Annotated in this window: 18 protein-coding genes; 9 read left to right on the top strand and 9 right to left on the bottom strand. The window is 71.7% G+C overall.

All coding sequences use genetic code 11. The features are described 5' to 3' along the window. Positions 1-77 precede the first annotated feature (77 nt). Positions 78-509 (top strand): hypothetical protein, encoded by a 432-nt coding sequence (locus ACFYZA_RS08915; protein ID WP_382593683.1) that lies wholly within the window; start codon positions 78-80, stop codon positions 507-509. A gap of 118 nt (positions 510-627) precedes the next feature. Here ACFYZA_RS08915 and ACFYZA_RS08910 read toward each other — a convergent pair whose 3' ends face one another. After that, entirely contained in the window at positions 628-2,010 is a 1,383-nt protein-coding gene (locus ACFYZA_RS08910) for a glycine--tRNA ligase (RefSeq protein ID WP_388488628.1), read from the bottom strand. 166 nt (positions 2,011-2,176) lie between these two features. On the opposite strand from ACFYZA_RS08910, the gene ACFYZA_RS08905 reads away from it, so the two are divergent. From ACFYZA_RS08905 to ACFYZA_RS08890, 4 genes are all read left to right on the top strand, one after another. Beyond that, entirely contained in the window at positions 2,177-3,163 is a 987-nt protein-coding gene (locus ACFYZA_RS08905) for a zinc ABC transporter substrate-binding protein (protein ID WP_382593677.1), read from the top strand. Between the two features lie 71 nt (positions 3,164-3,234). Next, a complete protein-coding gene (locus ACFYZA_RS08900) occupies positions 3,235-3,993 on the top strand; it encodes a metal ABC transporter ATP-binding protein (RefSeq protein WP_382593674.1) in 759 nt (252 codons plus the stop codon). 5 nt (positions 3,994-3,998) lie between these two features. Beyond that, entirely contained in the window at positions 3,999-4,913 is a 915-nt protein-coding gene (locus ACFYZA_RS08895; protein ID WP_388489405.1) for a metal ABC transporter permease, read from the top strand. Positions 4,914-4,972: 59 nt separating this feature from the next. Further along, positions 4,973-5,410 (top strand): Fur family transcriptional regulator, encoded by a 438-nt coding sequence (locus ACFYZA_RS08890; RefSeq protein ID WP_114035399.1) that lies wholly within the window; start codon positions 4,973-4,975, stop codon positions 5,408-5,410. Positions 5,411-5,735: 325 nt separating this feature from the next. Here the strand turns inward: ACFYZA_RS08890 and ACFYZA_RS08885 are convergent, their stop codons facing one another. Both ACFYZA_RS08885 and recO read right to left on the bottom strand, forming a co-directional pair. Further along, on the bottom strand, positions 5,736-6,584 hold the full coding sequence (locus tag ACFYZA_RS08885) for an isoprenyl transferase (RefSeq protein WP_167153369.1): 849 nt from the start codon (positions 6,582-6,584) through the stop codon (positions 5,736-5,738). Between the two features lie 30 nt (positions 6,585-6,614). Then, the gene (gene recO / locus ACFYZA_RS08880; protein WP_382593669.1) at positions 6,615-7,364 is read right to left on the bottom strand and encodes a DNA repair protein RecO; all 750 of its coding nucleotides are present in this window, start codon (positions 7,362-7,364) and stop codon (positions 6,615-6,617) included. Positions 7,365-7,570: 206 nt separating this feature from the next. Between recO and ACFYZA_RS08875 the strand changes: the two genes are divergently transcribed. Next, positions 7,571-8,305 carry a hypothetical protein gene (locus tag ACFYZA_RS08875; RefSeq protein WP_382593666.1) on the top strand — a complete coding sequence of 245 codons (735 nt, stop codon included), beginning with the start codon at positions 7,571-7,573 and terminating at the stop codon, positions 8,303-8,305. 37 nt (positions 8,306-8,342) lie between these two features. Here ACFYZA_RS08875 and ACFYZA_RS08870 read toward each other — a convergent pair whose 3' ends face one another. From ACFYZA_RS08870 to ACFYZA_RS08855, 4 genes are all read right to left on the bottom strand, one after another. Then, positions 8,343-9,137, bottom strand: coding sequence for a response regulator (locus ACFYZA_RS08870; RefSeq protein WP_382593663.1), 795 nt, complete (start codon positions 9,135-9,137; stop codon positions 8,343-8,345). Further along, a complete protein-coding gene (locus tag ACFYZA_RS08865) occupies positions 9,134-10,420 on the bottom strand; it encodes a sensor histidine kinase (RefSeq protein ID WP_388488623.1) in 1,287 nt (428 codons plus the stop codon). Before ACFYZA_RS08865 ends, ACFYZA_RS08870 begins: the two co-directional genes overlap by 4 nt. Before the next feature lie 25 nt (positions 10,421-10,445). After that, a complete protein-coding gene (locus tag ACFYZA_RS08860; protein ID WP_388488622.1) occupies positions 10,446-12,608 on the bottom strand; it encodes an MMPL family transporter in 2,163 nt (720 codons plus the stop codon). Positions 12,609-12,794: 186 nt separating this feature from the next. Continuing rightward, entirely contained in the window at positions 12,795-13,016 is a 222-nt protein-coding gene (locus tag ACFYZA_RS08855) for a hypothetical protein (RefSeq protein WP_351689329.1), read from the bottom strand. 325 nt (positions 13,017-13,341) lie between these two features. On the opposite strand from ACFYZA_RS08855, the gene ACFYZA_RS08850 reads away from it, so the two are divergent. Both ACFYZA_RS08850 and ACFYZA_RS08845 read left to right on the top strand, forming a co-directional pair. Continuing rightward, entirely contained in the window at positions 13,342-14,199 is an 858-nt protein-coding gene (locus ACFYZA_RS08850; protein ID WP_351689317.1) for a helix-turn-helix transcriptional regulator, read from the top strand. Further along, positions 14,181-14,384, top strand: a complete 204-nt coding sequence (locus ACFYZA_RS08845; RefSeq protein ID WP_388488619.1) for a DUF397 domain-containing protein — start codon at positions 14,181-14,183, stop codon at positions 14,382-14,384. The genes ACFYZA_RS08850 and ACFYZA_RS08845 overlap by 19 nt, the downstream gene beginning before the upstream one ends. Before the next feature lie 62 nt (positions 14,385-14,446). Here ACFYZA_RS08845 and ACFYZA_RS08840 read toward each other — a convergent pair whose 3' ends face one another. Beyond that, on the bottom strand, positions 14,447-15,184 hold the full coding sequence (locus ACFYZA_RS08840) for a TerB family tellurite resistance protein (RefSeq protein WP_382593648.1): 738 nt from the start codon (positions 15,182-15,184) through the stop codon (positions 14,447-14,449). Positions 15,185-15,693: 509 nt separating this feature from the next. Between ACFYZA_RS08840 and ACFYZA_RS08835 the strand changes: the two genes are divergently transcribed. Next, positions 15,694-17,175: an MFS transporter gene (locus tag ACFYZA_RS08835; RefSeq protein ID WP_388488616.1), complete on the top strand. Its 1,482-nt coding sequence runs from the start codon at positions 15,694-15,696 to the stop codon at positions 17,173-17,175. Between the two features lie 113 nt (positions 17,176-17,288). Here ACFYZA_RS08835 and leuA read toward each other — a convergent pair whose 3' ends face one another. Then, entirely contained in the window at positions 17,289-19,046 is a 1,758-nt protein-coding gene (gene leuA / locus ACFYZA_RS08830) for a 2-isopropylmalate synthase (protein WP_382593642.1), read from the bottom strand. Positions 19,047-19,282 lie beyond the last annotated feature (236 nt).

Below are 19,282 nucleotides of genomic sequence, written 5' to 3'. Positions count from 1 at the left end.
GACCCGGGCGGGTCGGCGGGCGAGTGTTGTCCCTGTGCTCGGCGGGAGGTCCGCCGGGCCGGAAGGAGCCCGTCGCCATGACTCTCGTCGCCCCTCAGGCCCGTGCGAGCCGTTCGCCCCGTGCTGTCGTGGGCGCCGTGGGAGGGTTGCGGCGTCCGCGTCTGGCGACGGTGCTGACGGGGGCCGGGCTGGCGCTGGTGCCGTGGATGGTGGTGCTGGCCAGGACGCTGCCGCGCACGACGGAGGTGTCGAACTGGTCGACGGCGTGGGTGGGTCTGGACGCGTTGTTGGCGGTGGGTCTGACGGGTACGGGTGTGCTGCTGCGGCGGAATGATCCGCGGGCCGCGCAGGTCGCCGCGGCGACGGCGGCGGTGCTGTTGGTCGACGCGTGGTTCGATGTGACAACTGCCGCGCCGGGTGCGGAACTTGCCACCGCCTTGACGCTGGCGCTGACGGCGGAGCTGCCGATGGCGGTGACGTGCGCGGTGGTCGCGCTGCGGCGGCCTTGAACGCGAGAGCGCCGGACGGGCCGGGAGTTGCCGCTGGGCGGCGCCTCCCGGCCCGTCCGGCGCTTGGTGACGAGCGCGGACGGGGTCCGGGGGCGGCGCCCCCGGACCCCGACTCGCTTCAGCAGCCGAACAGTCGGCTGCCGAGGTACTGCTGGATCTGGTCCAGGGAGACTCGCTCCTGGGCCATGGTGTCCCGCTCGCGGACGGTCACCGCGTTGTCGTCGAGGGTGTCGAAGTCGACGGTGACGCAGAACGGCGTGCCGATCTCGTCCTGGCGGCGGTAGCGGCGTCCGATGGCACCGGCGTCGTCGAACTCGATGTTCCAGTTCTGCCGCAGGTCGGCCGCGAGGCCCTTGGCCTTCGGGGAGAGCTGGGGGTTGCGGGAGAGCGGCAGGACGGCGACCTTGACGGGCGCGAGGCGCGGGTCGAGGCGCATCACGGCGCGCTTCTCCATGACGCCCTTGGCGTTGGGTGCCTCGTCCTCGCTGTAGGCGTCGAGGAGGAACGCCAGCATCGCGCGGCCGACACCGGCTGCGGGCTCGATGACGTAGGGCGTCCAGCGCTCGCCGGCCTCCTGGTCGAAGTAGACCAGGTCGTGGCCGGAGGCCTTGGAGTGTGCGGTGAGGTCGTAGTCGGTGCGGTTGGCGACGCCTTCGAGCTCGCCCCATTCGCTGCCGCCGAAGCTGAAGCGGTACTCGATGTCGGCGGTGCGCTTGGAGTAGTGGGAGAGCTTCTCCGCCGGGTGCTCGAACCAGCGCATGTTCTCTTCACGCATGCCGAGGCCGGTGTACCAGTTCCAGCGCTGCTCCATCCAGTATTCCTGCCACTGCTCGTCCTCGCCGGGCTTGACGAAGAACTCCATCTCCATCTGCTCGAACTCGCGGGTGCGGAAGATGAAGTTGCCGGGCGTGATCTCGTTGCGGAAGGACTTGCCCATCTGCGCGATGCCGAACGGCGGCTTCTTGCGGGAAGTCTGCAGGACCTGGCCGAAGTTGGTGAAGATGCCCTGGGCGGTCTCGGGGCGCAGGTAGGCGACGGAGCCGGTGTCCTGGGTGGGGCCGAGGTGGGTGGAGAGCAGGCCGGAGAAGCTCTTGGGCTCGGTGAAGGTGCCCTTGTTGCCGCAGTTGGGGCAGTTGAGGTCGGCGAGGCCGTTCGCGGGGGCCTTGCCGTGCTTCTCCTCGTAGGCCTCTTCGAGGTGGTCCGCGCGGAAGCGCTTGTGGCAGGAGGTGCACTCGGTGAGCGGGTCGGTGAAGGTCGCGACGTGGCCGGAGGCCTCCCAGACCTCGGAGGCCAGGATCACCGACGAGTCGATGCCGACGACGTCCTCGCGCGAGGTGACCATGTAGCGCCACCACTGGCGCTTCAGGTTCTCCTTCAGCTCGACACCCAGCGGCCCGTAGTCCCAGGCGGCCTTCTGGCCTCCGTAGATCTCGCTGCACGGGTAGACGAAGCCACGGCGCTTGCTCAGGTTGACGATGGTGTCGATCTTGTCGGCGGCCACGGTGCTCTCTTCATTAACGACGACGTGAACGGGGGAACGGCGAAGCCTTCAGATTACCGGCGGCCGCACCCCCTGTATCAAATCGGTTCCCGCCCGGGGTCGTGCGCACGGGTCCACCCGTACTGATTATTGACAATCGTTTCCATCTTTGTTGAAAATGGATGTCATGAACGTACGACGCCTCATACCCGCGGCCGCCCTGTCCTGCGCCGCCCTGCTCGGCCTCACGGCCCTCACCGCCTGCGGTTCGGGCTCGGCCGCGGAGCGGAAGGACGGGAAACTGGACGTGGTGGCGTCGTTCTATCCCCTGCAGTTCCTGACCGAGCAGATCGGCGGCGACCACGTCGCGGTCACCGGCCTCACCAAGCCGGGCGTCGAGCCGCACGACCTGGAGATCAGCGCCCGCCAGACGGCGAAGCTCAACGACGCGGACGCGGTCGTCTACCTCAAGGGCCTCCAGCCCGCCGTCGACGCGGCCGTCCAGCAGGCCGACGTCAGGACGAAGGTCGACGCCTCGACGCTCACCACGATGGAGAAGCACGGCAACGAGGTGGGCGGGCACGCGGCCGCCCACGACGACACGGCCGGCGAGGAGGACCACGCCGACCACGGCCACAGCCACTCCGAGGGCGGCGACGACCCGCACATCTGGCTGGACCCGGTGAAGTACGCCGAGGTCGCCAAGGGCGTCGGCGCGGCCCTCGCGAAGGCCGACCCGGCCCACGCGGCGGACTACGCCAAGAACACCGACACCCTGGTGGGCAGGCTCGGCGGCCTCGACAAGGAGTACGCGGCCGCCCTCAAGAACACCAAGGCCAAGGTCTTCATCACCACCCACGCCGCCTTCGGCTACCTCGCCGAGCGCTACGGGCTGACCGAGGAGGCCATCAACGGCCTCGACCCCGACTCCGAGCCGAGCCCGGCGCGGATCAAGGACCTCCAGAAGATGGCGAAGGCCGACGGCGTCACGACCGTCTTCTACGAGACGCTGGTCAGCGACAAGACCGCCAAGACCCTGGCGTCGGACGCCTCGCTCAAGACCGATGTACTCGACCCCCTCGAAGGGATCACCGACCGGTCGAAGGGCACCGACTACTTCTCGGTGATGCGGTCCAACCTGACCGCCCTGACCACCGCGCTCGGCACCAAGTGACCACCGGGGCAACCGACTTGGGCGCTCAGCGCCGGGCGACCCCCCGTCCACCCGCTTTGGAGGCACCCGCCATGGAGCCCGTCATAACGCTCACCAAGGTGACGGCCGAGCTCGGCTCGCGCCCCGTCCTGCGCGGCATCGACCTGGCCGTGGGGCGCGGCGAGGTCGTCGCGCTGCTCGGCGCGAACGGCTCGGGCAAGTCCACCGCGATCCGCACGATCATCGGGCAGGTGCCGCTCAGCGGCGGCACGGTCGAGATCTTCGGCACCCCCCGGCGCCGCTTCCGCGCCTGGGGCCGGGTCGGCTACGTGCCGCAGCGCACCACCGCCGCCGGCGGTGTGCCCGCCACGATCCGCGAGGTGGTCTCCTCCGGGCGCCTGTCGCGCACCCGCTTCGGGATCCTGCGCAAGGCCGACCGCGAGGCCGTCGACCGGGCGATCGCCGCGGTGGGCCTGGCCGACCGGGCCAAGGACTCCGTGGACGCGCTCTCGGGCGGCCAGCACCAACGCGTCCTGATCGCACGGGCGTTGGCGGCCGAACCCGAACTCCTGATCATGGACGAGCCCATGGCGGGCGTCGACATCGAGAGCCAGGAGATCCTCGCGGAGACCCTGCGCGAGCAGGTCGCGGCCGGCGCCTCGGTGCTGCTCGTCCTGCACGAGCTCGGCCCCCTGGAGCCGTTGATCGACCGGGCGGTGGTGCTGCGCGACGGCTGCGTCGTGCACGACGGGCCGCCGCCCAGGGCCGTCGGCCAGCACGCGCTGCCCGGCCACGACCACGTACATCCGCACACGGCCGCCGAGCCGGTACGCACGGGACTGCTGACCTGATCATGATGGAAATCCTGAACTCCCCCTTCATGCAACGGGCGTTGATCGCCGCGGTGCTCGTCGGGATCACCGCGCCCGCCGTCGGCATCTACCTCGTCCAGCGCCGCCAGGCCCTGATGGGCGACGGCATCGGCCATGTGGCGATGACCGGCGTCGGCCTCGGCTTCCTGCTCTCGACCTCGCCGGTGTGGATGGCGACGCTCGTCTCCGTGCTCGGCGCGGTCACGATGGAACTCATCCGCTGGTACGGCAAGACGCGCGGCGACATCGCGCTGGCCATGCTCTTCTACGGCGGCATGGCGGGCGGCGTGCTCTTCATCAACCTCGCGCCGGGCGGCTCCACCGCCAACCTCAACTCCTACCTCTTCGGCTCCCTCTCCACGGTCTCGCAGTCCGACGTCTGGGCCATCGGCTTCCTCGCGGCGTTCGTCCTCCTCGTGACCGTCGGCCTGCGCCGCCAGCTGTTCGCGGTGAGCCAGGACGAGGAATTCGCACGGGTGACGGGCCTGCCGGTGCGCGCCCTGAACCTCCTGACGGCGGTCACGGCCGCGGTCACCGTCACGGTCGCCATGCGCGTGGTCGGCCTGCTCCTGGTCTCCGCGCTGATGGTGGTGCCGGTCGCGGCCGCCCAGCAGCTGTCCCGCAGCTTCGCCCTCACCTTCGCGATCGCGGTGGCGATCGGCGTGACGGTGACGCTGAGCGGAACGGTCGTCACGTACTACGAGGACGTGCCGCCCGGCGCCGTCATCGTGCTGTTCACGATCGCGATCTTCATCGTCCTGACCGCGCTCGCGACGCCGCTGGCCAAACGACGGGCCCGGGCGAGGGCGGCCGCGCCGGCCGAGGGCGAGTGCGGGCTCGACGTGCCCGCCGGCGTCCCCGCGCCGGCAAAGCCTCAGGCCGGCGAGGTCACGGCCTGAGCGGGAGCTGGCACAATGGCCCGAGGAAGGTTTGTACGGGTCAAGGCTTGGAGGCACCTGTGACGACAGCGCCACTCGGCGGGTCGAATACCGCCCCCGTACGAGGCCGGTCGACCCGGCAGCGTGCCGCGGTGGCGGCTGCCCTTGACGAGGTGGACGAGTTCCGCAGCGCGCAGGAGTTGCACGACATGCTCAAGCACCGGGGCGACTCGGTGGGCCTGACCACCGTCTACCGCACGCTGCAGTCCCTCGCGGACGCGGGCGAGGTGGATGTGCTGCGCACCAGCGACGGGGAGTCGGTGTACCGGCGCTGCTCCTCGGGCGACCACCACCATCATCTGGTGTGCCGGGTGTGTGGCAAGGCGGTCGAGGTGGAGGGGCCGGCGGTCGAGAAGTGGGCGGAGTCGATCGCGTCGCAGCACGGGTATGTGAACGTGGCGCACACGGTGGAGATCTTCGGCACGTGCGAGTCCTGCGCTGCCTCTCCAGCGTCCTAGCCCCCAACGCGGGCCCCTCGTTCCCTGGGCTCCGCCCCACACTCCCCCGGGGCAAGCCCACCCCCCTTGAGGCCCGGCGCTGCGCGCACGGGCCTCTTCCCTTCGGCAGCGACACGGCCTCGCACCGTGCGTGGCTGGTCGCGCAGTTCCCCGCGCCCCCAAAACCCGTTCTCGTCCGCGGACCGTGGCCGCTTCTCGCGCAGTTCCCCGCGCCCCTGAAGGCCTTGGTGCCGGCCAGTACGGGCGACCTCAGCCCGTCCGGCGATTGAGGACGAGCGCCGTTCAGGCGCGAACGGGGGGCTGGGGGCGGAGCCCCCGGAAGGGCTCACGGGCGAGGGAGGTCGCCGCTCTTGTCCAGCGCGGCCAGCGCCTCGTTCGGGATGGCGCCGCCGAACCGCCGGTCGCGGGAGGCGAATTCGAGGCAGGCCCGCCACAGGTCGCGGCGGTCGAAGTCGGGCCACAGGACGTCCTGGAAGACCATCTCGGCGTAACTGGACTGCCAGATCAGGTAGTTGGAGGTGCGCTGCTCACCGCTGGGGCGCAGGAACAGGTCGACGTCCGGCATGTCCGGGTAGTACAGGTACTTCGCGAAGGTCTTCTCGTTGACCTTCGACGGGTCGAGCTTGCCGGCGGCGACATCGCGCGCGATGCCCTGCGCCGCGTCGGCGAGTTCGGCGCGGCCGCCGTAGTTGACGCAGAAGTACAGCGTCATCGCGTCGTTGTCGACGGTCTGCTCCTGGGCGACCTGGAGCTCCTGGACGACCGACTTCCACATCTTGGGCATGCGGCCCACCCAGCGGATGCGGATGCCCAGTTCGTTCATCTCGTCGCGGCGGCGGCGGATGACGTCACGGTTGAAGTTCATCAGGAAGCGGACCTCTTCGGGCGAGCGCTTCCAGTTCTCGGTGGAGAAGGCGTACAGGGAGAGATTCTTGACGCCCATCTCCAGGCAGCCCTTGAGCACGTCGAGGACGACGCCCTCGCCGACCTTGTGGCCCTCGGTGCGGGGCAGCCCGCGCTCCTTGGCCCAGCGGCCGTTGCCGTCCATGACGCAGGCGACATGGTTCGGCACCAGCTCGGCCGGGATCTTCGGCGGCACCGCGCCCGAGGGGTGCGGCTCGGGGGTCTTGTAGTCGCGCCTCGACCGCCCGCCCAGGATTCCGCGTACTGCCATGTGGAGCTCTCTCCCTAGATGCTCTGGTGCTCAGTTCTTCTCTACGTAGCGCAGGGAGCGCAGGCCGCGCTCCAAGTGCCAGTGCAGATAGGCCGATACGAGCCCGCTGCCCTCCCGCACGTGCCTCGGCTCGCTCGCGTCCGCGGTCTCCCAGTCCCCCGTGAGCAGCGCGCTGAGCAGGCCGATGGCCTCCGCAGAGGGTACGACGCTGCCGGGTACGCGGCAGTCACCGCATATGACTCCGCCGCCCGCGACGGAGAAGAACCGGTTGGGGCCGTGAATGCCGCATTTCGCGCAATCCTCGAAACTCGGGGCGTATCCGTTCACGGCGAGCGAGCGGAGCAGGAAGGCGTCGAGGATGAGGTGGGGGGCGTGCTCGGCGCGGGCGAGGGTGCGCAGGCCGCCGACCAGGAGGAGGTACTGCTGGACGGCCGGTTCGCCCTCGTTGTCGGTGAACCGTTCGGCCGTCTCCAGCATGGCGGTGCCGGCGGTGTAGCGGGCGTAGTCGCTGACGATGCCGCCACCGTACGGAGCGATGGTTTCACTCTGGGTGCACAACGGGAGCCCGCGGCCGACCAGTTCGCTGCCGCGCGCGAAGAACTGCACGTCGACGTGGCTGAACGGTTCGAGCCGGGCCCCGAACTTGGACTTGGTGCGTCGTACGCCTCGGGCCACGGCCCGTACGCGGCCGTGGTTGCGGGTGAGCAGCGTGATGATGCGGTCCGCCTCACCCAGCTTCTGGGTGCGCAGCACGATGCCGTCGTCACGGAACAGGCTCATGCGCCCATTGTCCTGCACGCCGGGCGGGGCCCGGCCCCACCCCACAGAGTGGCAGGGATCACGTCCGCCCGGCCCGGCCTTGTGGGGCGGGCGGGTTGGGGTGGGGGGCGGCGCGGGCGGGGTGGATTCCCAGGGAGTGCATAGGGGGATAGGGCACCATTGCGGCAGCAGGACCCTCTTGTTCTGTGGCAGGACTCCGCTTGCCGATGACTTCACCCCCTGGACGGACCGGAATGCCGCTGCCCACGCCCGGCCGCCGCGCTCGCGGCGCGGCAGGCTGCGTGCTTGCCGTGCTGGCGCTGGCGGGGTGCTCGGCGGGCGAGGGGGTCCGGGACGACGGGCCCGCGCCCTCGCCCTCCGCTTCGGCGACCGCGTCGCCGCTGTGGCCCGACCACACCGCCACCGTCACGCCCGCCAAGCCCGGCCAGGGTTTCCGCGCGCGCGGCCCGGTGCCGGGGGTGACCGTGCCGGACGGGGATCTGACGCGGGTCGAGGGGGTGCGGCTGCTGGCCGCGGACCCGGCCACCGACCGTGCGGTGCAGAGCGGTCTGAAGGGGTGCCCGGACGGCTCGTCGTGCCGGCTGCGGCCGCCCGCGTACGCCGATCTCACCGGTGACGGAAGGCGTGAACTGGTGCTCGCCTACGACGACTTGGGCCGCACCATCCTGTGGGTGTACACCGCCGTGGGCGAGCGGGCGCACGCCGTTCTCGAGTATGCGGGGCGGCCCGGGACGAGCGCCGCGACGCTCGGCACCGATCTCGTGATCACCGAGCCCGCGGGCGGCCGCAACCGCGAGTCCGCGACCACCCTGCGCTGGAACGGCACCGAGCTGGCCCCGCTGCCCGCCGCCTCGGACCCGGCCAGGGGTGCCGCCAAGACGCGGCCCTCGGACGACTCCCTGATCCAGCCCGCCGGCACGGACGCCCCGGGCCGCGACTGATCCCCGGACGCCCGGCACGGCGGGCCCGGACCGGCCCTCAGGCGCCCGCGCCCGGCACCACGAGCCCCGATTCGTACGCCAGGATCACCAGCTGGGCCCGGTCGCGCACCCCGGACTTGCCCATGATCCGGCTGACGTGGGTCTTCGCGGTGAGCGGGCTCAGGGCGAGCGCGTCGGCGATCTCGGTGTTGTTGAGGCCCCGGGCGACCAGGGTGAGGACTTCGCGTTCCCGGGAGGAGAGGGCGGCGAGTGCGGGCCGGGCGTCGGGGGCGTCGCCCGGTGTCGGCCAGGAGGCGCGCAGCACGCGCGCGATCAGGCTCGCCGTCGGGCCCGGCGACAGGAGTGCCTCGCCGCCCGCCACCGTGCGGATGGCGTCGAGGAGTTCGGCGGGGCGGGTGTCCTTGACCAGGAATCCGGAGGCTCCGGCGCGCAGTGCCGCGAGCACGTTCTCGTCGGTGTCGTACGTTGTCAGGACGAGCACCCTGACCCCGGCGAGGTCCTCGTCGGCGGCGATCAGGCGGGTCGCCTCGATGCCGTCGGTGCCCGGCATCCGCAGGTCCATGACAACGACGTCGGCGCGTGCCGCGTGGGCGAGCTCGACGGCCTCGGCGCCGGTGCCCGCCTCGCCGACGACGGCCATGTCGGGGGCCGACTCGACGAGCATCGCGAAGGCGGACCGCACCAGGGTCTGGTCGTCGGCGAGCAGCACCCGGATGGCCCGGCCGGCCGGGGCGGAGGCCTCCGCCGGCCGGGCTGTCACGCGGCCGTCGGGTTCGGCGGTCTCCCGGTCGGCCGGCGCGGCACCGGCCCGTTCGTCCGGCTCGGCGGTCATGGGGTCCTCTCCTCAAAATGGTTCTCCCCCGCGTGATCCTCCACGGGGCGGTCCGGATCCTCCACGGGGTGGTCCTGATCCTTCACAGGGCGGTCCTGGGGCGCGCCCGGTACGAGCGGCAGGTCGGCCGTGACCCGGAAGCCGCCGCCGGGGTGCGGTCCCGCCGCCAGGGTGCCGCCGACGCTGCGGGCCCGCTCGCGCATCCCGAGGATGCCGAAGCCGGTGCCCCCGGTGGCCGGGCCGGCGCCCCGGCCGTCGTCGGTGACGGTGACCCGCAGTGCCGGGCCGGCCGTCTCCACGCGTACCCGGACGGTGGCGTCGGGGCCCGCGTGGCGGACCGCGTTGGTCAGCGACTCCTGGACGATGCGGTAGGCGGCGGCCCCGACGGCGGGCGGCACGTGCGTGCCCTCGGTGGCCACCGTCAGCTCGGCCTTCGCGCTGCGGGCCAGGTCGGGCAGCGCCCCGAGGTCCGGCAGCGGGCCGTGTTCGTCGGACAGGGGGCCGTGGTCGCCGGCGCGCAGCACGGTCAGGGTCGTCCGCAGTTCGGCGCGGGCCTCGCGGCAGGTGTCGGCGATGGAGTCGAGGGCGGCCGCGAGGCCGGCCCGGTCGAGCCGGTCGGGGGACGCGGTCAGGACGTGGGCGGCGACCGAGGTGCGCACCCCGATGAGGGTGATGCTGTGGGCGAGGAGGTCGTGCAGGTCGCGGGCGATGCGCAGGCGTTCCTCGGTGAGTTCGCGTTCGGTCTCGCGGGCGGCGACGGCCCGCTGTTCGGCGACGTAGGCGCGGGAGTTGCGTACGGCGACGCCGAGGACGAGCGCGGCCACCAGCCAGCCGGAGGTGCGGAACACGCCGAAGGCGCCGTGGACGCCGTTGAGGGACATGCCGGCGATCGCGATGGCCACGACACACGCCCCGACGGTCGCGCTCCTGCGGACCGTGCCGGTCGCGGCGACCGTGTACAGGGCGGTCATGGCGATCGGCATGGTCCCCATGTGGGCGTTGTTGAGCAGCTGGTACGGGGCGACGCAGGCCACGATCACGGCGAGCACGGCCATCGGGTGGCGGCGGCGCGCGACGAGGGCGAGCGCGGACGCGGCGAACAGCGCCCAGCCGAGCGCGTCGGGCCGCAGGGCGGTGTCGGCGTAGGCGATGGCCGCGCCGAGCAGCCCGGCCCCGGCGGCGAGGGCCGCGTCCGCGCGCAGCGGGTGCGGGCTGTCCCCGGGGTCGCGGTGCAGCAGCGCCGCGGCCCGCGCCCCCGGGGAGGGGCCGGTCGGTCGGTTCACGTCTGCCACCTTGCCATCCTCGCCCTCACCGGCCGGTGCCGACCAGTTCCGGCGGCGGTTCGGCGGCCGTCGACGGCCTGCGCGAGAGGCTTCCCGGCCACCACACCAGGCGGCCGAGCAGCAGGTTGGCGCTGGTCACGAGGTAGGTGCGGACGAGGAAGGTGTCCAGGAGCACTCCGACGGCGATGATCGTGCCGAGTTCGACGAACATGACGAGCGGCAGCGAGGCGAGCACCGCGAAGGTCGCGGCGAGCACGATGCCCGCGGAGGCGATCACGCCGCCGGTGGTGCGCAGCGCGGTCAGCGCCGCCTCGCGCGGACCGGCCCCGCGCAGGGTCTCCTCGCGGGTGCGGTGCATCAGGAAGATGCCGTAGTCCACGCCGAGCGCGACGAGGAAGACGAAGGTCAGCAGGGGAAGCCCCGGGTCGAGGCCGGCGAAGCCGAGGACCGGGCCGAAGACGAGGCCGCCGATGCCCATGGCCGCGCCCCACACCAGCACGACGGCGGCCACGAGGAGCAGCGGGGCGACGAGGCTGCGCAGCAGCAGGGCGAGGACCAGCAGGACGCAGCCGAGGACGAGCGGGATGACGACGAGCCGGTCGTGGGTGTTGGTGTCGGCGAGGTCGAGGGCCTGGGCGCTGGCGCCGCCGACGTGGGCGCCGGGCAGCCGGTCGCGCAGCCGGTGGATGGTGGCGCTCTCGGCGGCCGATTCGGGGGCGGCCTTCGCGGTGACGGCGATCTCGGTCCAGCCGCCGCCGCTGCGGCCGCGTTGGGCGCTCGCGACGCCGTCGACGGCGCGGGCGTCGGCGAGCGCCCGGTCGGCGCGGCCGGTCGGGGTCATCACCTCGATGGGCCGGCTGCTGCGGTCGGGGAAGGCGGTGGCGAGGGTGGTCATGGCGACGGTCGAGTCGGGCCTGGTGGTGTAGCTGTCCTCCTGCTTGAGCGCGCCGGGCAGGTTGAACGCGCCGAGCGCGAGGGCGCCGAGCAGCACAACTCCCGTGAGCAGCACGGCCGTTGGGCGTTTGGCGGCCGAGCCGCCCATGGTGGCGAACAGGTCGCGGCGGCGCCGCTTCGGTTCGCTTCCGTACGCCGGGATCAGCGGCCAGAACACGCGTCGGCCGAGCAGGACGAGGATCGCGGGCAGCAGGGTCAGCATGGCGACGAGTGCGCAGAGCACCCCGACCGCGCCGACCGGGCCGAGCCCTCTGATGTTGTTGAGGTCGGCGGCGAGCAGGCACACCAGTCCGGCCACGACGGTGCCGGACGAGGCGAGCAGGGCGGGCGCGCAGCCGCGCAGCGCGGCGCGCATCGCGTCGTACGGGAGCGGGGTGCGGCGCAGTTCGTCGCGGTAGCGGGCGACAAGGAGGAGCGCGTAGTCGGTGCCCGCGCCGAAGACGAGCACGGTCATGATGCCGGCGCTCTGGCTGGTGACGGTGATCCCGGTCCAGGAGGCGAGCCCGTAGACGGCGGCCCGCGCGCAGATGGCGCCCGCGCCGACGGTGAGCAGCGGTACCAGCCACAGCACGGGGCTGCGGTAGGTGAGGATCAGGAGGAGTGCGACGACGAGGCCGGTGGCCAGCATCAGCGTCCCGTCGAGGGAGCCGAACACTCCGCGCGCGTCGACGGCGAGCGCGCCGTCCCCGCCGACCTTCACGCTCATGCCGTCCGTGTCGGCGGCCCGGTCGCGCACGGCCTCGACGAAGGCCTTCTTCGCGTCGTCGTCCTTGCCGGGCGCGGCCGTGGAGACCGCGTACATGAGGGTGGCGCCGTCCTGGGAGGTGACGGCGGGCCCGTTGCGTACGGCGGCGAAGGCCTTGGGGTCCGTGGCCGCGCCGAGGCCGGCCACCGGCTCGGCGGCCGGGGTGCCGGGCGGGACGGTGACCGCGTCCACCTGCCGGGCGGCGGTGGCCCGGTCGGCGGCGCTCAGGCCGCCGTCGCGGTGGTAGACGAGGACGAGCCCGGTGATCTCGCCGCCGGGCAGCTTGTCCTGGAGCTTGGCCACTTGGGTGGAGTCGGCTCCGGCCGGCAGATAGTCGGCGGTCTGGTCGCGCTGTACGTCACCGAGCCTGCCCGCGAACGACCCGGCGACGGCGAGCACGATGATCCAGAGCGCGAGCACGCCCCACGGAACTGCCCTGCGGCGCACGGCAGTTGGCGTACGGGTCGCTCCTGGTGTCCCTGACCCCATGGCGGGCCCCCTCCGGCCGGACGTCTCGGAAGGGCCCCTGCGGCCTGCCCGGCTGCGTCCAGCGTCCCGCCGGGCGGGGCGGGATCCGTCCCGCCCACGACCGAGATCGCCCGTACGCCCCCGGGTGTCCCGGCCACCCCCGCTACTCCCCCGGGAGTAACGCGCCCCCGGCCCGGGAGACGCGGCTCACAGCACCTCGCCCCGGCTGCGCGCGTTCGCGTACGCCGTCGCCGCCGTCAGCCACTCCACGGTGGTGGCCGCCCGCACCGCCTCCGGCAGACACTCCCACTCCCGGCCCCCGCCGTACGGCCGCAGCAACAGGTACGGGCCCGCGCGGCCCATCACCCGGCCCACCTTGCCGCTGCCCGTGTCGACGGCGTACGCACCCACGGGCAGGGAAAGGCTCACGGCCTTTCCCCCGCAGGGCCGGGCAGAACGGAAGCGAGCAGACGGGCGGTGTCGGGGGTGCAGCGGCCCAGGTCGACCAATGGCCCGAGTTTCTCGTTGGCACAGGTAAGGGGATCCAGGCCGAGCGAAGGCAAAGTAATTCCGGACCGCCCGAGCGCGGCTCGCAATTCCCTCACGGCCGACTCCGCTTCCGCGATTCTCCCGGGTACACCCATGGCCAAAGCCTCCCATTCCCTTTCCGTTCCGACGCCTCTACATTGACCTTTCGGACGGGGAACGGACAGAGCGTGCCGACTACAACGGCAGCGCTGCGCAAGGGAGTTGAATGGTGGGCGATACAGGCAGAAGGCGGCGACCCGGATCCCGGCAGGCCGCCTGGGAGTTCTTCGGGGCGGAACTGAAAAACCGCCGCGAGGAGGCGGATCTGACGCAGGCCGAGCTGGGCATGCGGGTCTTCGTGTCCGGCGGATACATCGGCCAGTTCGAACAGGCGATTCGCAAGCCGCAGTTGGACGTGGCGCAGCGGATCGATCAAATACTGCAAACCGATGGCTTTTTCGAGCGGATGTGGCGCAAGCTCATCAAGGACTCGCCGTATGCGGATTACTTCGCTGCGGCGGCCGAGCTTGAAGCGCTGGCGACCCAGATCTGCGAGTTCGCCCCGACGGTCGTTCCGGGCCTGCTCCAGACGGCCCCGTACGCCCGGGCCGTCACCATCGCGACGAACCCGCTCGCGACGGACGAGTACGTGGAGGAAAAGGTCGCGGCTCGGCTGGAACGGGCGCGCATCCTCAAGGACGCTACACGGCCCGTGTATTGGGCCATCCTGCACGAGGGAGTGCTGCGCCTGCCGGTGGGCGGGCGAGCCACCATGGCCGGGCAGCTGGACCACATCGCGAACCTCATGCGCACGCGAACGGTGCTGATCCAGGTGCTGCCGTACGAGGAGGGGGCGCATGCGGCGCTGGGCGGGATGATGTCGCTCATGGAGTTCGAGGACGCGCCGCCAACTGCCTATACAGAGACGCAGTTCGCGGGGAATCTGGTCGACGACCGGGCAGTGGTGAAGCGGGCAGAGCGCGCCTACGATCTGATCAGGGCCGCCGCGTTGTCGCCGGAGGCGTCCCTCGCCCTGGTGGAATCGGCGGCTGAGGACTACAGACGATGCGCGAGTACGACCTGAGTTCGGTTCAGTGGCGCAAGAGCAGCTACAGCAACGGCGAAGGCGGCAGTTGCGTCGAGGTCTGCGACGACTTCCCCGGCATCGTCCCCGTGCGGGACAGCAAGAACCCCGCCGGGCCCGCTCTCGTCGTCGAGGGCGGGGCCTGGCAGGGGTTCGTGAACGGGGTCAGGAGCGGCGCGCTCTAGAAGGCGTACGGGAGCCGGGCCGGCGGGGTCGTCGGCTCAACTCCCTTGATCTGTTGGCTGGTTCAGGACGGTGTGCGGGCGGCTGCCGCGAGGAGTCGGGCGGTGTCGTCCGCGCAGAGCGAGAGCGCGCCGCCGACCGTGCTGAGCACTTCGCGTTCGGCGGGGCTGTACGGGCCGTCCGCGAGGGCGATCCGTGCGCCCTGGAGCAGGATGGACTCGCGTCCGGCGGGGGCGAGGTGCGGGGCGAGCGGTTCGAGGGCCTCGTGGAGTTCGATGGCCAGGGCCGCGCCGCAGGGGTCGGTGTCGTCGACGGGGTCGGTGAGGAAGCGGCCGGTGTCGGCGGCGAGGGCCTCGATGAGGGCGACGAGCTGGTCTTCGGTGCAGTCCTCGAACCCGGCGGCCCGGACGGTGGCGACGGCGGTGCCGGTGACCGTACGGGACGAGGTGCCGCCCGCGGCGAGGACGGCGAGGGCGACGGTGTGGACGGCGTCGCGCAGCATCGCGGAGAAGCGGGTGGTGGTGGGGTGGTCCAGGGTCTCGGTGCCGAAGTGGCCGAGACAGGCGGCGCATTCGACGACGGGGCCGGTGTCGCCACGGGCGACCAGGGGGACGCCGAGGACGGTGAGGCGCCTGCGGCCGGTGCGGCGCTGGTAGTTGCGGTCGCCTCCGCAGTCGGGGCAGAAGAACTCGCCGTCTCCTACGGTGTGCCACAGGGTTCGGGTGGACCACAGGCGGGGGCGGAAGCCGGGCTGCGGCCCGGTGCTGAGGTTTGTGCCGTTCTGTCCCCGTGCTGGCCGCACCGCGCACCTCCGTAACGCTCCGGCAACGTTGCCGTGTTGACGTGATGTTAGCCACATCGACGCAGTGGCGTCAGCACCCCGGAAGGAGTAGGTGCCCCGCCTGGCGAAATCCGGCCCCTGGGGCTCCGCCCCAGACCCCTGCGGGGGCTCCGCCCCCTGCACCCCCGTTGGATAACCATGTGCGGACCGCGCTGGGGGTGACGTACCGTGGAGACGGCGCGGCTCCGGACAGCTCCGGCAGCCGCACCACGCACGGCCCCCTGTTCCATCTGTGGCGACTTCGAGGTGTTTTTATCCCCCAGGCCCGGTAGCGGTCCGCAGCCCCCACGTGCCCAGCATGCGCACGTGTCCGGGGGCGGACCCGCATTGGCTTGAGTCGCGTCGCCCACCGTTGTCCGCCGGGTGCAGCTCTGCCGTCCGCCGCTCCGGGTCCGATGTGTGTCGATGTCGATCCCTGCGCGGCCGAGGGCAGGACTGACTCCCCGGTTCCTTGGAGCAGGAGCCCCCTCGTGTCTTCCCATGCGCTCGGCAACGAGCCGCAGCACATCACCGAAACCCCGTCCCGCACTCCATCGGGCCCACCGCCCAAGATGGCCCTGGCCGCCCGGATCGCCCTGGTGGTGCTCCTGGTCGCCGAGCTCATGGACATCCTCGACCAGTCGGTCGTCCTCACCGCCCTGCCCGCGATCCAGTCGTCGACCGGGGCCGGTCCGGCGGCGGTGCAGTGGCTGACCGCCGGCTACTCGCTGACGGTCGCCGTCGGTCTGATCACCGGGGGGCGTCTCGGTGACATCCACGGCCGGCGCAGGATCCTGCTCATCGGCACCGCCGTGTTCATCACGGCCTCGCTGCTGTGCGGCCTCGCCACCGGCCCCGGGATGCTGATCGGCGCCCGTGTGCTCCAGGGCGTCGGTGTGGCGCTGATGATCCCGCAGGTCCTGGCCACCCTCCACGTCACCTTCGACGGCGAGAACCGCAGCAAGGCCTTCGGTCTCTACGGGGCCGTCCTTTCGCTGGCGAACGTTCTGGGACCGGTTCTGGGGGGTCTGCTCACCGAGGCCGACCTGTTCGGGCTGTCGTGGCGGCCGATCTTCCTGATCAACGTGCCCGTCGGCATCGCCGTGATCCTCCTGGGACGCAGGGTGATCCCCGAGTCGACCGTGGAGCGGGCCGACCGGCTGGATCTCGCCGGCGTGCTGCTGTCCACTTCGGCCATCGTCCTCATCCTCTTCCCGCTCACCGAGGGCCACACCCACCACTGGCCCCTGTGGTGCTTCGCCATGCTCGGCGCCGGCTTCCTCGTCCTCGGTGTCTTCGTGAGCCACCAGCGCCGCAGGCAGAACCGTGCCCCGCTGGTGGCGCTGTCCGTCTTCCGGGGCAGGCAGTTCTCCGGCGGACTGTCCGCGCAGCTGACGCTCGGCCTGCTGTGCGGCCTGTTCTTCATGACCTGGACCCTCTACCTCCAGCGCGGTCTGGGCATGAGCCCCTTCCACGCGGCGCTGGCCTTCGTGCTGCTGTCCCTGGGAGAGCTGGCGGGTGCGACGGTCGCGGCGAAGAGCGCCGGGCGGTTCGCCCGTCGGCTGCCCCAGGCCGGAGCCCTGGTGGCGCTCGCCTCGATGGCCGTCTACGGTCTTCAAATCGGCAGTGTCCAGGCCGAGTTGACCCTGTTCGGGATGACCGCCCCGGTGGTGCTGATCGGCTTCGGTCTCGGCATGGTCGGCGGCCCGCTCGCCGACATGGCGCTCGCCGGCGTCCCGCACGAGAACGCGGGCTCGGCCTCGGGCCTCTTCAACACCGCGATGCACCTGGGCATCGCCCTGGGGACCGCGCTGACCGCCGTCGTGTTCTTCGCCGCCACCGGCGGCGCACCGGACGGCGCGGTCAACCGGGACGCGTTCACCGGTGTGCTGTGGTGGGTCGGCGGCGCCCTCGCCCTGATGTGGGCGTTGATGTTCTGTCTGCCCCGGCGCGGGAGCGGCCAGGGCGGCTGAAGCGGCCTCCGTCGGCGGCGGCTCTCGCACGCCGGGCCGCCCCCGTCCCCGGCGAGGGGACGGGGGCGGCCCGGTGACGAGAGGGCCAGCGGGACGGCCCGGTGACGAGCGAGCTAGCGGGCCGCGCGGTTCACCGCGGAGATGACCGCCTTCAGCGACGCCCGCGTCGTGTTCGCGTCGATGCCGATGCCCCACAGCACGACGCCGTCGATGGCGCACTCGATGTAGGACGCGGCCTGCGCGGAGGCGCCCTCGCTCATCGTGTGCTCCTGGTAGTCCAGCAGCCGCGCGTCCACGCCCGTCGCGGCCAGCGCCTCGAAGAAGGCGGAGATCGGGCCGTTGCCGGTGCCGGTCAGGACCGTGTCCGTACCGTCGACGACCGCCTCGACGGTCAGGGTGTCGCGGCCGTCCTTGTCCGTCGTCGTCTGGCCGGAGCGCAGCTGGATGCGGCCCCACGGGTTCTCGGGGTTGGGCAGGTACTCGTCCTGGAAGACCGACCAGATCGCGGTGGGGGTGACCTCGCCGCCCTCCGAGTCCGTCTTCTGCTGGATGATCTTCGAGAACTCGATCTGCATCCGGCGCGGCAGGTCCAGCTTGTGGTCGTTCTTCAGGACGTAGGCGATACCGCCCTTGCCGGACTGCGAGTTGACCCGGATGACGGCCTCGTAGGAGCGGCCGACGTCCTTGGGGTCGATGGGCAGGTAGGGGACGGCCCACTCGATGTCGTCGACGGTCTTGCCCTGGGCGGCCGCGTCGGCCTCCATCGCGTCGAAGCCCTTCTTGATGGCGTCCTGGTGGGAGCCGGAGAAGGCGGTGTAGACCAGGTCGCCCGCGTAGGGGTGGCGCGGGTGGACCTCCATCTGGTTGCAGTACTCGGAGGTGCGGCGGATCTCGTCGATCTGGGAGAAGTCGATCTGCGGGTCCACGCCCTGCGAGAACAGGTTCATGCCCAGGGTCACCAGGTCGACGTTGCCGGTGCGCTCGCCCTGGCCGAACAGGCAGCCCTCGATGCGGTCCGCGCCGGCCATGATCGCCAGCTCGGCCGCCGCCACGGCGGTGCCGCGGTCGTTGTGGGGGTGCACGGACAGGCACACGTGCTCGCGCCGGGTCAGGTGGCGGCTCATCCACTCGAAGCGGTCCGCGTGCGTGGACGGGGTCGAACGCTCCACCGTGGCGGGCAGGTTGAGGATGATCTCGCGGCCCTCCTCGGGCTGCCAGACGTCACACACCGCCTCGCAGACCTCCAGGGCGAAGTCCAGCTCGGTGTCGGTGAAGATCTCCGGCGAGTACTGGTAGCCGAAGATCGTCTCGTCGCCCAGGATCTTGTCCGCGTACTCCATGACCAGCCGGGTGCCGTCCACGGCGATCTGCTTGACCTGCTCCTTGGTGCCGCGGAAGACCACGCGGCGGAAGGTCGGGGCGGTCGCGTTGTACAGGTGGACGGTGGCGCGGTGGGCGCCGCGCAGGGACTCCACGGTGCGTTCGATCAGCTCTTCGCGGGCCTGGGTCAGGACGGAGATCGTCACGTCCTCGGGGATCGCGCCCTCTTCGATGATGGACCGTACGAAGTTGAAGTCGGTCTCGCCGGAGGAGGGGAAGCCGACCTCGATCTCCTTGTAGCCCATGCGCACCAGCAGGTCGAACATCTCGCGCTTGCGGGCCGGGCTCATCGGGTCGATCAGCGCCTGGTTGCCGTCGCGCAGGTCGGTCGACAGCCAGCGGGGGGCCTTGGTGATGCGGCCGTCGGGCCAGGTGCGGTCGGGGATGTCCACGGCGTCGTACTGGCCGTACTTGTGGACCGGCATCCCGGACGGCTTCTGCATCCGGGTGGCGTTGGTGACGGGGGTGGGGCGGCCAACGGGCTGGGACATGGCGTGCGGCTCCTCGGTTGCTGAGAGGGACGGCCGACAGTCGAGCGCAACACCAGATCCCGCGGGGAGGGGGTCGGCCTACGACTACAGGCCCTCGCCGCGGCAGCTAAGAAGAAGCAGCCCGATACGCATGATGCCGCAGCCTAGCCGAGGGTCCGGATGAGCGCCGGACCCGTATCAGTATGCGGGATGCCACGCCATACCCGGACAAAAAGTGACGTACACCTCGCTCCCGG

The sequence above is a fragment of the Streptomyces sp. NPDC001828 genome (genome assembly GCF_042892175.1).
Classification (GTDB): Bacteria; Actinomycetota; Actinomycetes; order Streptomycetales; family Streptomycetaceae; genus Streptomyces.
Note: the sequence above shows the minus strand (reverse complement) of the source record. Positions and strands in the feature narration are given on the sequence as shown.

What these genes read in the sequence shown, in the direction of transcription:
- ACFYZA_RS08850 (WP_351689317.1), top strand. Translation starts at nt 13,342, where the DNA reads ATGGTGGGCGATACAGGCAGAAGGCGGCGACCCGGATCCCGGCAGGCC.
- ACFYZA_RS08900 (WP_382593674.1), top strand. Translation starts at nt 3,235, where the DNA reads ATGGAGCCCGTCATAACGCTCACCAAGGTGACGGCCGAGCTCGGCTCG.
- ACFYZA_RS08905 (WP_382593677.1), top strand. Translation starts at nt 2,177, where the DNA reads ATGAACGTACGACGCCTCATACCCGCGGCCGCCCTGTCCTGCGCCGCC.
- ACFYZA_RS08895 (WP_388489405.1), top strand. Translation starts at nt 3,999, where the DNA reads ATGGAAATCCTGAACTCCCCCTTCATGCAACGGGCGTTGATCGCCGCG.
- ACFYZA_RS08860 (WP_388488622.1), bottom strand. Translation starts at nt 12,608, where the DNA reads ATGGGGTCAGGGACACCAGGAGCGACCCGTACGCCAACTGCCGTGCGC.
- ACFYZA_RS08845 (WP_388488619.1), top strand. Translation starts at nt 14,181, where the DNA reads ATGCGCGAGTACGACCTGAGTTCGGTTCAGTGGCGCAAGAGCAGCTAC.
- ACFYZA_RS08885 (WP_167153369.1), bottom strand. Translation starts at nt 6,584, where the DNA reads ATGGCAGTACGCGGAATCCTGGGCGGGCGGTCGAGGCGCGACTACAAG.
- ACFYZA_RS08915 (WP_382593683.1), top strand. Translation starts at nt 78, where the DNA reads ATGACTCTCGTCGCCCCTCAGGCCCGTGCGAGCCGTTCGCCCCGTGCT.
- recO (WP_382593669.1), bottom strand. Translation starts at nt 7,364, where the DNA reads ATGAGCCTGTTCCGTGACGACGGCATCGTGCTGCGCACCCAGAAGCTG.
- leuA (WP_382593642.1), bottom strand. Translation starts at nt 19,046, where the DNA reads ATGTCCCAGCCCGTTGGCCGCCCCACCCCCGTCACCAACGCCACCCGG.
- ACFYZA_RS08875 (WP_382593666.1), top strand. Translation starts at nt 7,571, where the DNA reads ATGACTTCACCCCCTGGACGGACCGGAATGCCGCTGCCCACGCCCGGC.
- ACFYZA_RS08870 (WP_382593663.1), bottom strand. Translation starts at nt 9,137, where the DNA reads ATGACCGCCGAGCCGGACGAACGGGCCGGTGCCGCGCCGGCCGACCGG.